7 protein-coding genes and 1 riboswitch are annotated in these 14,075 nt (G+C 65.5%); of the genes, 3 read left to right on the top strand and 4 right to left on the bottom strand.

Going from position 1 to position 14,075, the window contains the following annotated elements:
* Positions 1-592: 592 nt before the first annotated feature.
* The 3 genes from M3I54_RS14765 to thpR all read left to right on the top strand — a co-directional run bounded on the left by M3I54_RS14765 (position 593) and on the right by thpR (position 7,861).
* Positions 593-5,293, top strand: coding sequence for a glutamate synthase-related protein (locus M3I54_RS14765; protein ID WP_254337030.1), 4,701 nt, complete (start codon positions 593-595; stop codon positions 5,291-5,293).
* 119 nt (positions 5,294-5,412) lie between these two features.
* The gene (locus tag M3I54_RS14760) at positions 5,413-6,879 is read left to right on the top strand and encodes a glutamate synthase subunit beta (protein ID WP_254337028.1); all 1,467 of its coding nucleotides are present in this window, start codon (positions 5,413-5,415) and stop codon (positions 6,877-6,879) included.
* A 421-nt stretch (positions 6,880-7,300) separates the two neighbouring features.
* On the top strand, positions 7,301-7,861 hold the full coding sequence (thpR, locus tag M3I54_RS14755; RefSeq protein WP_254337026.1) for an RNA 2',3'-cyclic phosphodiesterase: 561 nt from the start codon (positions 7,301-7,303) through the stop codon (positions 7,859-7,861).
* A 33-nt stretch (positions 7,862-7,894) separates the two neighbouring features.
* Here the strand turns inward: thpR and M3I54_RS14750 are convergent, their stop codons facing one another.
* From M3I54_RS14750 to M3I54_RS14735, 4 genes are all read right to left on the bottom strand, one after another.
* On the bottom strand, positions 7,895-9,259 hold the full coding sequence (locus M3I54_RS14750) for a D-amino acid dehydrogenase (RefSeq protein ID WP_254337024.1): 1,365 nt from the start codon (positions 9,257-9,259) through the stop codon (positions 7,895-7,897).
* Positions 9,260-9,308: 49 nt separating this feature from the next.
* Positions 9,309-10,604, bottom strand: coding sequence for an MFS transporter (locus M3I54_RS14745; protein ID WP_254337022.1), 1,296 nt, complete (start codon positions 10,602-10,604; stop codon positions 9,309-9,311).
* A 274-nt stretch (positions 10,605-10,878) separates the two neighbouring features.
* Positions 10,879-11,646 (bottom strand): SDR family oxidoreductase, encoded by a 768-nt coding sequence (locus M3I54_RS14740; RefSeq protein ID WP_254337020.1) that lies wholly within the window; start codon positions 11,644-11,646, stop codon positions 10,879-10,881.
* Positions 11,643-13,400: an ABC transporter ATP-binding protein/permease gene (locus M3I54_RS14735; protein ID WP_254337018.1), complete on the bottom strand. Its 1,758-nt coding sequence runs from the start codon at positions 13,398-13,400 to the stop codon at positions 11,643-11,645. Before M3I54_RS14735 ends, M3I54_RS14740 begins: the two co-directional genes overlap by 4 nt.
* 308 nt (positions 13,401-13,708) lie before the next feature.
* A riboswitch (TPP riboswitch) is annotated at positions 13,709-13,823 on the top strand.
* Positions 13,824-14,075: the final 252 nt, after the last annotated feature.

Raw genomic sequence — 14,075 nt, 5'->3', positions numbered from 1 at the left:
GCTTCGACGCCTGCGGCGGGATCAGGTGGGCCCGGCGGTCAGTCAGCTGGTCACGGCGCCGGTCAATCTGGCCCCCATTCAACTTCGCACCCAGGCACCAATCCGCCCGGCTCGACCTCGACGCATGGAGGCGGCCACGCCGGGAGTGGTTCAACTACAACACCGGGTGGAAATCCGGGTGGCTCGAGCGGCCATTCCGGTGGTTCGCAGGGTTCCGGCAGCGGTGGCTCCTCCGGCTCGAGTTCGGACCACGACGAGCGCAAGCCGGGCACGGGCACCCACTGATTGCTTTTCGGATCAAATGTTTACGAGATAAACGGCCTCTCCGGATGCCGTTTTCTTTCGCCCGAATTTAATATGTCCCCAATAAAAAAATGTGCGAATGCACCAACTCGATAATTGGGGTTCGAACATCACCTTTTATTTGCATCCCCTTGATTCGTCGCGTATATTCGCCTTTCGGCTCTCCTGGGCGCATAACGCGGGAAGCACGTAATACCCCGCGAAACGCCGTACAGCGGTCACGCAAGCGGCGTAAATCAAGAAAATGGATTCAACGGCTGGCAACGGCCCCCACTCTGACGGTGTCCCCATGAACGATCACCAGCAGCGCGCCGCGGTGCCCGCCGCGCAAGGTCTCTATGACCCGCAAAACGAACACGACGCCTGTGGCGTCGGCTTCGTCGCCCATATCAAGGGCAAGAAGAGCCACGAAATCATTCAGCAAGGCCTGAAGATTCTCGAGAACCTCGACCATCGGGGCGCCGTGGGTGCCGATCCGCTGATGGGCGACGGCGCGGGCATCCTGATCCAGATTCCGGACGCGTTCTACCGCGAAGAGATGGCCAAGCAGGGCGTGACGCTGCCGCCATTCGGCGAATACGGCGTCGGCATGATCTTCCTGCCGAAGGAACACGCCTCGCGTCTCGCATGCGAGCAGGAGCTCGAGCGCACGGTGCGCGCCGAAGGCCAGGTCGTGCTGGGCTGGCGCGACGTGCCGGTCGATCACGCCATGCCGATTTCGCCCACGGTGAAGGCGAGCGAGCCGCTGATCCGCCAGATCTTCATCGGCCGCGGCAAGGATGTGATGGTCACGGACGCGCTCGAGCGCAAGCTGTACATCATCCGCAAGACCGCGAGCCACCGCATTCAGGCGCTCAAGCTCAAGCACGGCAAGGAATACTTCGTGCCGTCGTGCTCGGCGCGCACGGTCGTCTATAAGGGCCTGCTGCTCGCCGGCCAGGTTGGCGTGTACTACCGCGACCTGCAGGACGAGCGCGTGGTCTCGGCGCTGGCGCTTGTGCACCAGCGCTTCTCGACGAACACGTTCCCGGCGTGGGAACTGGCTCACCCGTACCGCATGATCGCCCACAACGGTGAAATCAACACCGTGAAGGGCAACGTGAACTGGCTGAACGCCCGTACCGGCGCGATCGCCTCGCACGTGCTCGGCGACGACCTGCCCAAGCTCTGGCCGCTGATCTATCCGGGCCAGTCCGATACCGCATCGTTCGACAACTGTCTCGAACTGCTGGTGATGGCGGGTTATCCGCTCGTCCACGCGATGATGATGATGATCCCGGAAGCCTGGGAACAGCACACGCTGATGGACGAGAACCGCAAGGCGTTCTACGAATATCACGCAGCGATGATGGAGCCGTGGGACGGCCCCGCCGCGATCGCGTTCACCGACGGCCGTCAGATCGGCGCGACGCTAGACCGTAACGGTCTGCGTCCGGCGCGCTACATCGTCACGGACGACGACCTGGTCATCATGGCTTCAGAAGCCGGCACGCTGCCGATTCCCGAGTCGAAGATCGTCAAGAAGTGGCGTCTGCAGCCGGGCAAGATGTTCCTGATCGACATGGAGCACGGCCGCATCATCGACGACAAGGAACTCAAGGACAACCTCGCCAACGCCAAGCCCTACAAGAGCTGGATCGACGCCGTGCGCATCAAGCTCGACGAGATCGAGCCGAAGGCGGAAGACGTCGCGACCGCGCGCGCCGAAGCCGCCGCGCTGCTCGACCGTCAGCAGGCGTTCGGCTACACGCAGGAAGACCTCAAGTTCCTCATGGCGCCGATGGCGATGTCGGGTGAAGAGGCTGTCGGTTCGATGGGCAACGACTCGCCGCTGGCGGTCATGTCCAACAAGAACAAGACGCTCTACAACTACTTCAAGCAGTTGTTCGCCCAGGTCACGAACCCGCCGATCGACCCGATCCGCGAAAACCTGGTGATGTCGCTCGTGTCGTTCATCGGCCCGAAGCCGAACCTGCTCGACACCAACAACATCAACCCGCCGATGCGTCTCGAAGTGTCGCAGCCGGTGCTCGACTTCAAGGACATCGCGAAGATCCGCGCGATCGAGCAGTACACGGGCGGCAAGTTCAGCAGCTACGAACTGAACATCTGCTACCCCGTGGCCTGGGGCAAGGAAGGCATCGAAGCGCGCCTCGCGTCGCTGTGCGCGGAAGCCGTCGATGCGGTCAGGTCGGGCTACAACATCCTGATCGTGTCGGACCGCCGCGCGGACCGCGACAACGTCGCGATTCCGGCGCTGCTCGCCACCTCGGCGATCCACTCGCACCTCGTGCAGCACGGTCTGCGCACGAGCACGGGTCTTGTCGTGGAAACGGGTTCGGCGCGTGAAACGCACCACTTCGCGCTGCTCGCCGGTTTCGGCGCGGAAGCCGTGCACCCGTACCTCGCGATGGAAACGCTCGCGCAAATGGCGCAGGGCCTGAAGGGCGATCTGTCGGGCGAGAAGGCCGTCTACAACTTCACCAAGGCCGTGGGCAAGGGCCTGCTCAAGGTGATGTCGAAGATGGGAATCTCCACGTACATGTCGTACACGGGCGCGCAGATTTTCGAAGCCGTCGGTCTGGCTGACGATCTCATCGCCAAGTACTTCAAGGGTACGGCCTCGAAGGTGGGCGGCATTGGCCTCTTCGAAGTGGCTGAGGAAGCGATCCGTCTGCACCGCGACGCATTCGGCGACAACCCCGTTCTCGCCAACATGCTCGACGCGGGAGGCGAATACGCGTACCGCGTGCGTGGCGAAGACCACATGTGGACGCCGGACGCGATCGCCAAGCTCCAGCACTCGGCGCGCAGCAACTCGTACCAGACGTACAAGGAATACGCGCATCTGATCAACGATCAGACGAAGCGCCACATGACCTTCCGCGGTCTGTTCGAATTCCGCCTCGACCCGGCGCGCGCGATTTCGATCGACGACGTCGAGCCGGCCAAGGAAATCGTCAAGCGCTTCGCCACGGGCGCGATGTCGCTCGGCTCGATCTCGACGGAAGCGCACGCCACGCTGGCGGTCGCGATGAACCGCATCGGCGGCAAGTCGAACACGGGTGAAGGCGGCGAAGACGAGAAGCGTTATCGCAACGAACTGCGCGGCATTCCGATCAAGAACGGCGACACGATGCAGTCGATCATCGGGCCAGAGGTCGTCAAGGACATCCCGCTGAAGGATGGCGACTCGCTGCGTTCGAAGATCAAACAGGTTGCGTCGGGCCGCTTCGGCGTGTCGGCGGAGTACCTGTCGTCGGCGGACCAGATCCAGATCAAGATGGCGCAGGGCGCGAAGCCGGGCGAAGGCGGTCAACTGCCGGGCCACAAGGTTTCGGAGTACATCGGCAAGCTGCGTTACTCGGTGCCGGGCGTGGGCCTCATTTCCCCGCCGCCGCACCACGACATCTACTCGATCGAAGACCTGGCGCAGCTGATTCACGATCTGAAGAACGTGAACCCGGTTTCGTCGATCTCGGTGAAACTGGTGTCGGAAGTAGGCGTGGGCACGGTGGCAGCGGGCGTGGCGAAGGCCAAGGCCGACCACGTCGTGATCGCGGGCCACGACGGCGGCACGGGCGCCTCGCCGCTCTCGTCGCTCAAGCATGCCGGCACGCCGTGGGAACTCGGTCTGGCGGAAACGCAGCAGACCCTGGTGCTGAACCAGCTGCGCGGCCGCATTCGCGTGCAGGCCGACGGCCAGATGAAGACGGGCCGCGACGTGGTGATCGGCGCGCTGCTCGGCGCGGATGAATTCGGCTTCGCGACGGCGCCGCTCGTCGTCCAGGGCTGCATCATGATGCGCAAGTGCCACCTGAACACCTGCCCGGTCGGCGTGGCGACGCAAGATCCGGTGCTGCGCGCGAAGTTCTCGGGCCAGCCCGAGCACGTCGTCAACTTCTTCTTCTTCATCGCTGAAGAAGTGCGCGAAATCATGGCGCAACTGGGTATCCGCAAGTTCGACGATCTGGTCGGCCGCGCGGATCTGCTCGATACGCGCCGTGGTGTGGAGCACTGGAAGGCGAAGGGTCTCGACTTCTCGCGCGTGTTCTACCAGCCGCAAGTGGGCGCCGAAGTCGCGCGCAAGCACGTGGAGTCGCAAGACCACGGTCTGGACCGCGCGCTCGATCACACGCTGATCGAAAAGGCCAAGGCCGCGATCGAAACGGGCGAGCACGCGTCGTTCATCCAGCCGGTGCGCAACGGGAACCGCACGGTTGGCGCGATGCTCTCGGGCATCGTCGCCAAGAAGTACGGCCATGACGGGCTGCCGGAAGACACGATCCATATCCAGCTCAAGGGCACGGCGGGTCAGAGCTTCGGCGCGTTCCTCGCACGCGGCATCACGCTGGACCTCGTGGGCGACGGCAACGACTACGTCGGCAAGGGCCTCTCGGGCGGCCGCATCATCATCCGTCCGACCAACGACTTCCGCGGCAAGTCCGAAGAAAACATCATCTGCGGCAACACGGTGCTGTACGGCGCACTCGAAGGCGAAGCCTTCCTGCGCGGCGTAGCGGGCGAGCGTTTCGCGGTGCGTAACTCGGGCGCGACGGCGGTTGTCGAAGGCACGGGCGACCACGGCTGCGAATACATGACGGGCGGCACGGTGCTCGTGCTCGGCGAAACGGGCCGAAACTTCGCGGCGGGCATGTCGGGCGGCATCGCCTACGTGTACGACCCGGACGGCACGTTCGGCGGCAAGTGCAACAAGTCGATGGTCGCGCTCGACCCGGTCCTGCAACAGGCCGAACAGGAGCGCACCGTGGACCGCGCACTGTGGCACACGGGCCAGACCGACGAAGCACTGCTCAAGGGACTCGTCGAGCGTCACTTCCAGTTCACGGGCTCGACGCGCGCCAAGGCGTTGCTCGAAAACTGGGATGCGGCGCGCCGCCAGTTCGTGAAGGTATTCCCGACGGAATACAAGCGCGCACTGACCGAACTCGGCGCGAAGAAGGCGAACCAGGAAGAACTGGCCGCTTAAACCGCGACGAAACGATTCCAAGACGACGAAGCGCCTGCCGCGCGATGTGGGTTGCGAAAACCCGGCGCGGCGGCGGGCGCGGTCCCCTCACCGAATAGATAGAGATAGACGAGAACCCTATGGGTAAGGCAACCGGTTTTCTCGAGTTCGAGCGCCAGCATGAGGCGTACGAAGCACCGCTCACGCGCGTGAAGCACTACAAGGAATTCGTGGCGGCGCTCTCCGACGCCGACGCGAAGATCCAGGGCGCGCGCTGCATGGACTGCGGCATCCCGTTCTGCAATAACGGCTGCCCGGTCAACAACATCATTCCGGACTTCAACGACCTCGTGTTCCGCCAGGACTGGAAGAGCGCGATCGACGTCCTGCATTCCACGAACAATTTCCCCGAGTTCACGGGCCGTATCTGCCCGGCGCCCTGCGAAGCGGCGTGCACGCTCGGCATCAACGACGATCCCGTAGGCATCAAGTCGATCGAGCACGCGATCATCGACAAGGCCTGGGCCGAAGGCTGGGTCGCGCCGCAAGTCGCGAAGCACAAGACGGGCAAGAAGGTCGCCGTGGTCGGTTCGGGCCCCGCGGGTCTCGCCGCCGCACAGCAGCTTGCGCGTGCCGGTCACGACGTGACGGTGTTCGAGAAGAACGACCGCGTTGGCGGCCTGCTGCGCTACGGCATCCCCGACTTCAAGCTGGAGAAGTGGCTGATCGACCGCCGCATGCGCCAGATGGAAGCCGAAGGCGTGACGTTCCGCGCCAACGTGTTCATCGGCAAAGGCGAACTGCCTGCGTACCTCGGCAACACGGCGAAGGAAACGATCTCGCCGGACGAGCTCAAGGATCAGTTCGACGCCGTGGTGATCGCAGGCGGTTCGGAAACGCCGCGTGATCTGCCTGTGCCGGGCCGCGAACTCGAAGGCATCTACTACGCCATGGAGTTCCTGCCGCAGCAGAACAAGGTCAACGCCGGCGACAAGCTGCCGAACCAGTTGCTCGCCAAGGGCAAGCATGTGGTCGTGATCGGCGGCGGCGATACGGGTTCCGACTGCGTCGGCACCTCGAACCGCCACGGCGCGAAGAGCGTCACGCAGTTCGAACTGCTGCCGCAGCCGCCCGAGGAAGAGAACAAGCCGCTCGTGTGGCCGTACTGGCCGATCAAGCTGCGCACGTCTTCGTCGCACGACGAAGGTTGCTCGCGCGACTGGGCGGTCGCGACCAAGCGCCTCGAAGGCAAGAACGGCAAGATCGAGAAGCTGATCGCCGCGCGCGTGGAGTGGAAGGACGGCAAGATGGTCGAAGTGCCGGGCTCGGAATTCGAAATGAAGGCCGATCTCGTGCTGCTCGCCATGGGCTTCACGCAGCCGGTTTCGCCGGTGCTGGAAGCATTCGGCGTCGAGAAGGATGCGCGCGGCAACGTGCGTGCCTCGACCGAAGGCGAGAAGGCGTACTACACGTCGGTCGACAAGGTCTTCACCGCCGGCGACATGCGCCGCGGCCAGTCGCTCGTGGTGTGGGCGATCCGCGAAGGTCGTCAGTGCGCGCGCTCCGTCGACGCGTATCTGATGGGCAGTTCGGAGTTGCCGCGTTAAACCGCGGATTGGGACCAGAGTAAGCGCTAAAGCGCTACCTCTGGTCGACACGCGAAGGTCGTCAGTGCGCGCGCTCCGTCGACGCGTATCTGATGGGCAGCTCGGAGTTGCCGCGTTAAACCGCGGATTGGGACCAGAGTAAGCGCTAAAGCGCTAACTCTGGTCGACACGCGAAGGTCGTCAGTGCGCGCGCTCCGTCGATGCGTATCTGATGGGCAGCTCGGAGTTGCCTCGCTAAATCCGGTGTGTCCCGCAATTCGCTGGGACGCACGGGAGACGGCAGGAGACGCACGACAGAAGCTGGGCACCCGCGAGGGTGACCCGGCTTTTTTACGTCCGTGCTGCGGGTTTGCATGGGAGCACGCCTCGTGCTGGAGGATTACCATGACGCGATTGCCCGACCGAACGAGGCCCGCCGATCATGTCCGAAGCCCGCGAGACCGATCGTGACACGCAGCAATGGCGGCGCTGCTTCATCGCGCTTTCGCCCACTGCGGCGTCGCGCGATGCGCTCGCCGCGCTAGACGTGCCGTCCAATGCGCGGCGCGTGCCCTATGCGCAACTTCATCTGACAGTGACGTTCATCGGCGCGATGTCGTTCGACCAGGGCCACGTGCTCTCGCGGCGGCTCGCAGAGCAGGCGCCGCTCCTCCCGCCCGCGCAAGTCACGCATATCGAATGCTGGCCGGGACGCGCGCATCCGCGCCTCATGGTGGCCGTGCTCGCGATGTCGGACGCGTTCACGGCGCTCGACTGGCGCGTGCGCTCACTCATGGGAGACGTGGGCTTGCCGCTCGACGCGCGTGCGTTCCGCCCGCACGTGACGCTCGCGCGCTTCGCGCGCGACGCCGTGGGCGCACCGGCGCCAAGCGGCGGGGAAGCGCTGCCGCCGTTGCGCTTCGAGGCGCTGGTGCTGTATTCGAGCACGCTCGCGAGGCAGGGCGCGCGCTACGAGGCGTTGGCGAGCGTCGCGCTCGATTGAGGCGTCGTCGCGCGTTGCCGTCTCTACCGACGCTTAATGGCGATACCGCGCCAGCGTCAAGCCGTCGAGATCGATTTCCGGCAAGCGCTGCGTAACGAGGTCCGCGAGCACGCGGCCCGAGCCCATCGACATCGCCCAGCCCGTCGAGCCGTGCCCGACGTTCAGCCACAGGCCATCCACACCCGACGGGCCGAGAAGCGGCGCGCCGTCCGGCACCATCGGCCGGCGCCCCACCCAGAATTGCGCCGATGAAGGCGTCGCGGCGTGCGGGAACCAGTCGTCGAGCACTTTCATGAGCGTTTGCAGTGCCTGCTCGCGCAGCGTCGCGCGGTGGTCGCCTAGTTCCGCCGTCCCCGCCACACGCAGATACGGGCCGAATCGCGTGATCGCGGTCTTGAGCGACTCGTCCATGAGCGCGGCGCGCGGTGCCTTCTGCTCATCGACCACAGGCAGCGTGGCCGAATAGCCTTTCACCGGATACAGCGGCACCCGCACGCCAAGCGGGACGACGAGCGCCGCGCTCTCCACGCCCAGTGCGACCACCACGGCATCGGCGGCGAGCGTATGGGGCGTGTCGTCGGCGGGCTCGCTGCGCTCGGCCGGGCGCAGCACTTCGGCCGGGGCGCGGCGCTGCTCGCGCCGGTCCTTGCGGTTGTTCGCCGTGCGCCGCCCGGGCACCGCGCGCACGCGCACGCCGTTCACCTTGCCGCCCGCGGCTTCGAGCGCGAGCACTTCGGTATCGAACAGAAACGTGACGCCGCGTGCTTCGCATACGGAGCGCAGTTCGCGCGTGAAGCGTGCGCAGTCGCCGGCCTCGTCTTCGGGCAGATAGACGCCCGCCACCGGTTTCACGCGCGACCAGGCAAGCCCCGGCTCGACCTGCGCGCAACCGGCGGAATCGAGCTCGCGAAAGACGATGCCCGCGTCGCGCAGCACGCCGAGCGCCGGTTGCGCGAGTTCGACGTCGTACTCGCTGCGAAAGAGTTGGAGATAGCCCTGACTGCGCCCGTACTCGAACGCGTGCGTGGCGCGAAACGCGTGCAGGCATTCGCGGCTGTAATAGGCGATGCGCTGCATGCGTTGCTTGTTCACGCGAAACCGCACGAGATCGCATTCGCGCAGCCAGCGCGCGATCCAGCGCCACTGCGCGGCGTCGAGCGTGGGCCGGAAAATGAGCGGCGAGGTGGGCTTGAGGAGATATTTGATGAGCTTCGCGGGCATGCCGGGCGCAGCCCACGGCGTGACATAGCCGGGCGCGATGACACCGGCGTTGCCGAAGCTCGTGCCGAGCGCGACGCCCGGTTCCCGTTCGACGACCGTGACGTCGCAGCCTCGTTCGCTCAGATAGTACGCAGTAGCGACGCCGATCACACCGGCGCCGAGGACGATCGTTTTCATGCCGGTCGCACAACAGGGAGGGACGGTCGGTATTGCAGCATGTTCGCGCTCATCGTGCAGTGGACTCCGCAGACGGGCGCTCGCTCGCAGCAGCAGGTGTTTCCTCGGTCAGCGCCTTGCCCTTCGTCTCCGGCAGGCACAGCGCCGCGACGATCACGAGCAGATAGCCCGCGCCGGCCACCACGCCGATCGACTTCACGAGCGAGGTGGTTTGCGCGAACGTGCCCACGAGAATCGGGAAAAACGAGCCGAGCCCGCGTCCGAGGTTGTAGCAGAAGCCCTGACCCGAGCCGCGGATCGCGTTCGGGTAGAGCTCCGAGAGATACGCGCCGACGCCCGCGAAAATGCCTTGCACGACGATGCCGAGCGGAAAGCCGAGCAGGAGCATGGCGGTGTCGGTGATCGGCAGCATTGTGTAGGCCATGCCGAGCACAAACGAGCCGATGGCGAACAGGATGAACGAGGCGCGCCGGCCGATCTTGTCGCAGAGGATCGCGCCGACGATATAGCCCGTGAACGAGCCGACGATCAGCACGATCAGATAGCCGCTCGTGTTGAACACCGAGAGGTGGCGCACCGTCTTGAGGTAGGTGGGCAGCCAGGTGGTGATCGCGTAGTAGCCGCCGAGCATGCCGGTGCACAGCGCGCTGCCGAGCAGGGTGGTGGCCAGATGCGCGGGCGCGAAGATCTGCATGAAGTGGCTTTGCATCGCGCCGCTTTCGCGCGCACGGCGCGTGGCGACGAACACGTCGGGGTCACTCACGTTGCGGCGCACATAGAAAATCCAGAGCGCAGGCACGATGCCGATCCAGAAGCACGCGCGCCACGCGTATTCCTCGGGTAACAGGGCGAAGAAGGCCCAGTACAGGATGGCGGCCGCGCCCCAGCCGAACGACCAGCTGCTCTGCACCGTGCCCACGGCCTTGGCGCGATGCTGCGGCGAGCGGATCGTTTCGGCCATCATCATCGTGACGACCGTCCATTCGCCGCCAAAGCCGATGCCCTGCAGCGTGCGCGTGGCGAGCAGTTGCCAGAACGAATGCGTGAAGCCGGAGAGGCAGGTGAAGACCGCGAAGGTGGCGATGGTCCACTGCAGCACGCGCACGCGGCCGTAGCGGTCGGCGAGGATGCCGGCGAGCCAGCCGCCGATCGCCGAGGAGATCAGCGAGCTGGTCGCGATCATGCCGGCCTCGCTCTTGGTCATGCCCCAGGTCGCGATGAGCGTCGGGATCAGGAACGAGTAGATCATGAAGTCGAACGCGTCGACGGCGTAGCCGCCGAATCCCGCGTAGAGCGTGCGCCGCTCGCGCGCGTTCAACTCGGTGAACCATTGAAAGTAGCCCATCGCGTGTCTTCCCCCATATTTGTTGTGCACACAACGAACCGGGTGAGCGGCGCGTGCGGCGCTTGCGACCCGGCTGGCGCAAACGCGTTGGGTGGCGTGTACGCTTGGCGTTGACGGGCTGCGCGGTGCAACGCCGCCCGTCTCCGGTGTGCTGGAGGGGTATTTTACGGTGCGAAACCGTGCTGAGGCGAGGGGCAATTAGGGGCGCCCGCTATCGTTGTATTCCGATGTTTAGTTCGATAGCAAGCGAACGATGGCGCGCGGGGACCGCGCGCTAGAGCGTGAGCCCGCCATCGACATGAATCACCTGGCCGGTGATGTGGCGCGCGGCGTCCGAGAGCAGGAAGGCGATGAGTTCGGCGACATCGGCGGGATCCGCCACGTGGCCGAGCGGCGTTTCCTGCGCCGCGCGCTCCCACACCGGCGCGTTTTCCGGCGTGGGGCCCTTGTCCTTGCGCGTATAGCCGGGCGCGACGCAGTTCACGGTCACGCCGTGCGGCGCCAGTTCCGCCGCGGCGGTTTTCGCCAGCGATTCGAGCGCGGCCTTCGCGGCGGCGGTGGCGGCGAACGGCGCGCCGGCCCGGTAGCGGTGCGCGACGAACGAACTCAGCGCGACCACGCGGGCGCGCGCCGAGCGTTCCAGCGCCGGCTGCGCGCGTTGCACGAGCGCGGCGAACGCGGCGGGCATGGCCGCGAATGCGCCTTCGAGCGAGGCGGCGTCGAGCGCGGCGAGCGTTTGGCGCTGCGCATGCCCGGCGTTGGCGACGAACTGGTCGAGCGCACCGAAGTGCGCGAGCGTGGCGTCCACGAGCGCGCTCGCCTGGCCGGCCTGCGCGAGATCGCCGTACGCGGTGGCGCAGTTCGAGCCTCGCTGCCCGCACTCGGCGGCAACGGCGGCGAGCCGCGCGCGCGACGCCTCATCCGCGCCGCGCGCGTGCAGCATCAACGCCACATGAGGCGCTGCGATGCGGCGCGCGAGCGCTGCGCCGATACCCGAGCCCGCGCCCGTGATCAGCACGACGCGCGCCGCGCTTGCGCTCACGCGGCAACCCGCTCTTCGGGCATGCGCTCGATCTCGAGCGTTTCGTGGTGGTACGCCGCAAGCGACTCGCGGTGCGCGACGCTCACGATCGCCGCCTTGGGCAGGCGTTCCACGAACAGCTTGTAGAGGCGATTTTCGTTGTCGGGGTCGAGCGCGCTCGTCGCTTCGTCGAGGAACAGATAGTCGGGCTTGTGCAGCAGCACGCGCGCGCCCGCAAGGCGTTGCTGCTCGCCCGGCGAGAGCACGCGCGACCAGTGTGCCGATTCGCCGAGACGATCCGCGTACTCTCCGAGGCGGCAGGCGCGCAGCGCTTCGCGGCAGTCTTCGTCGCTGTAGTCGGCGGCGGGCGAGGGGTAGGTGAGCGCCGCCTTGAGCGTGCCGATGGGCAGATAACTCTGCTGCGGGATGAACATCATGCGCGCATCCACGGGGGCGTCGATCGAGCCTTCGCCGAACGGCCAGAGGCCCGCGAGCGCGCGCATCAGCGTGCTCTTGCCCGCGCCCGAGGGGCCGCGCACGAGCCAGCGCGAGCCCGGCTTGATGGCGATGTCGCGCACTTCGGAGAGCGGCGTGCCGTTGGGCAGCGAAAGCTTGAGATGTTCGGTGGCGAGTTCGTTGTTGTCGATGAAGTGCAGGTTGATGCCGCCGTGCTCGGTGGCGGGCGAGACCGATTCCTTCAGGCGCGGCGAGTGCATCACACGCACGAATTCGCGCAGACGATTCACGGTAGCGCGCCATTCGACCAGCGTGGAGTAACTGTTGATGAACCAGGAGAACGAGTCGCTCACGGTGCCGAACGCCTGCGAGATCTGCATCAGCACGCCGAACGTGAAGGCGCCCGCGAAATAGCGCGGCGCGGCCACCACGAGCGGGAAGATGATGGCGATCTGGCCGTAGAAGCTCAGCACGAAGGTGAGGCGTTTCGTGTACTTCATCACGCGCCACCAGTTGTCGCGGATGTGCTGGAAGAGGCCTTGCGCGTTGCCGCGCTCGGTGTCCATGCCGTCGTAGAGGGCGATCTGCTCGGCGTTTTCGCGCAGGCGGATCAAGCCGAAGCGGAAGTCCGCTTCCACCTTTTGTTGCTGGTAGTTGATCGACACGAGCGGGTGGCCGACCTTCTGGATCACGAGCGAGCCGAACACGGCATAGAGCGCGGCGGCCCAGACCATGTAGCCCGGAATCGCGAGCGGCGTGCCGCCCAGCGTGACCGTGAGCGCACCCGCGAGCGTCCACAGGATCGTGATGAACGAGATCAGCGTGACGACCGTGGAGAGCAGGTCGAGCGTGAGCGAGAGCGTGGTCGTGGCGAACGACTGGAGGTCGTCGCTGATCCGCTGGTCGGGGTTATCGGCGAGGCGGTCGCGCTCGATTCGATAGAACGCGCCCTTTCCGAGCCACTCGCTCAGGAAGCGGGTGGTAAGCCACTGGCGCCAGCGAAAGCCGAGCATCTGGCGCAGATAGCGGCCATACACTGCGAGGATGATGAAGCCGAACGCCAGTTCGGTGAAGGTCATCAACAGAGGCGGGAAGCGCTTGACGTCCTTGGCCTGCAACGCGTTGTAGAACTCCGCGCTCCAGCCGTTGAGGCGCACGTTGATCCACACGACGAGCAGGTTCATCACGATGATCGCGACGAGCAGCCCCCAGGCGATCCAGCGTTCCTCGGAGACCCAGTAGGGCTTGATCAGGCTCCACGCGGTGATCTTCTGATGCTCGTTCTGATCGGGCGTGGCGCGGGCAGGTTGGTTGGTCATGTGCGTCCTGAAGGTGTGGCGGCCCGCTGGGGGCATGCGCCGCGCGCCGCACGGCGGCAGCGTTGCAGCGATTTTGCAGCGATTCTGTCGTCGGGCGCTTAAGTGAGTCTTAACGGGTCAAAGTCGGAGTCAAAACGGCGGCAGGCGTGGAGACAAAAGCGCACGCCGTCGCCGCCGTAGCGTGGCGCCCATTGTCTCACCGCGCGGGCTTGCGAGGCGAAAGCGGCGGGTTCAGGGCATTGTGCCAGAGCAGGCTGCCGGTTCCGCCGAGGTTTGCGAGCCGCGCGCGTTTTGTGGTCTAATCGACGTTGACGAAACAGGGGTGCTTCACCGGTATGCCGGGCATGCCGCCAGTGAGGCTGAGAGAGACCCTTCGCACCCGATCCGGGTAATACCGGCGCGGGAAGTTTCCAGAAAGTCTTGGCCGGCGCCCAGCCTGGTTTTTTCAAGGAGGGGGCGCCAGGATTCCCGCCGGGCTGCGCTTGGGGCGCATGGGTTCGTACGAATTCCGCGAATTTTGTACAGGGCCGTCTGCGCCGCATAGCCTCCACGGTCGGCCTTGCCAGCCGGTTTCGTCCTTGGGTACGTCTGCTGCTGCCGTACGGAAAGGATACGATGACCGCCTATTCTCTTTGTTCCCCGATTTTTATCGCGTTCGCCTTGCGTGACGGAGCG

It is taken from the genome of Paraburkholderia sp. CNPSo 3274, assembly GCF_024206475.1.
Lineage (GTDB): Bacteria > Pseudomonadota > Gammaproteobacteria > Burkholderiales > Burkholderiaceae > Paraburkholderia.
The sequence above is the reverse complement of the archived record's forward strand: the minus strand, read 5'-3'. Positions and strand labels throughout refer to the sequence as shown.

Coding starts and splice junctions, on each gene's coding strand:
- M3I54_RS14765 (WP_254337030.1), top strand. CDS start 593: ATGAACGATCACCAGCAGCGCGCCGCGGTGCCCGCCGCGCAAGGTCTC.
- M3I54_RS14760 (WP_254337028.1), top strand. CDS start 5,413: ATGGGTAAGGCAACCGGTTTTCTCGAGTTCGAGCGCCAGCATGAGGCG.
- thpR (WP_254337026.1), top strand. CDS start 7,301: ATGTCCGAAGCCCGCGAGACCGATCGTGACACGCAGCAATGGCGGCGC.
- M3I54_RS14750 (WP_254337024.1), bottom strand. CDS start 9,259: ATGAAAACGATCGTCCTCGGCGCCGGTGTGATCGGCGTCGCTACTGCG.
- M3I54_RS14745 (WP_254337022.1), bottom strand. CDS start 10,604: ATGGGCTACTTTCAATGGTTCACCGAGTTGAACGCGCGCGAGCGGCGC.
- M3I54_RS14735 (WP_254337018.1), bottom strand. CDS start 13,400: ATGACCAACCAACCTGCCCGCGCCACGCCCGATCAGAACGAGCATCAG.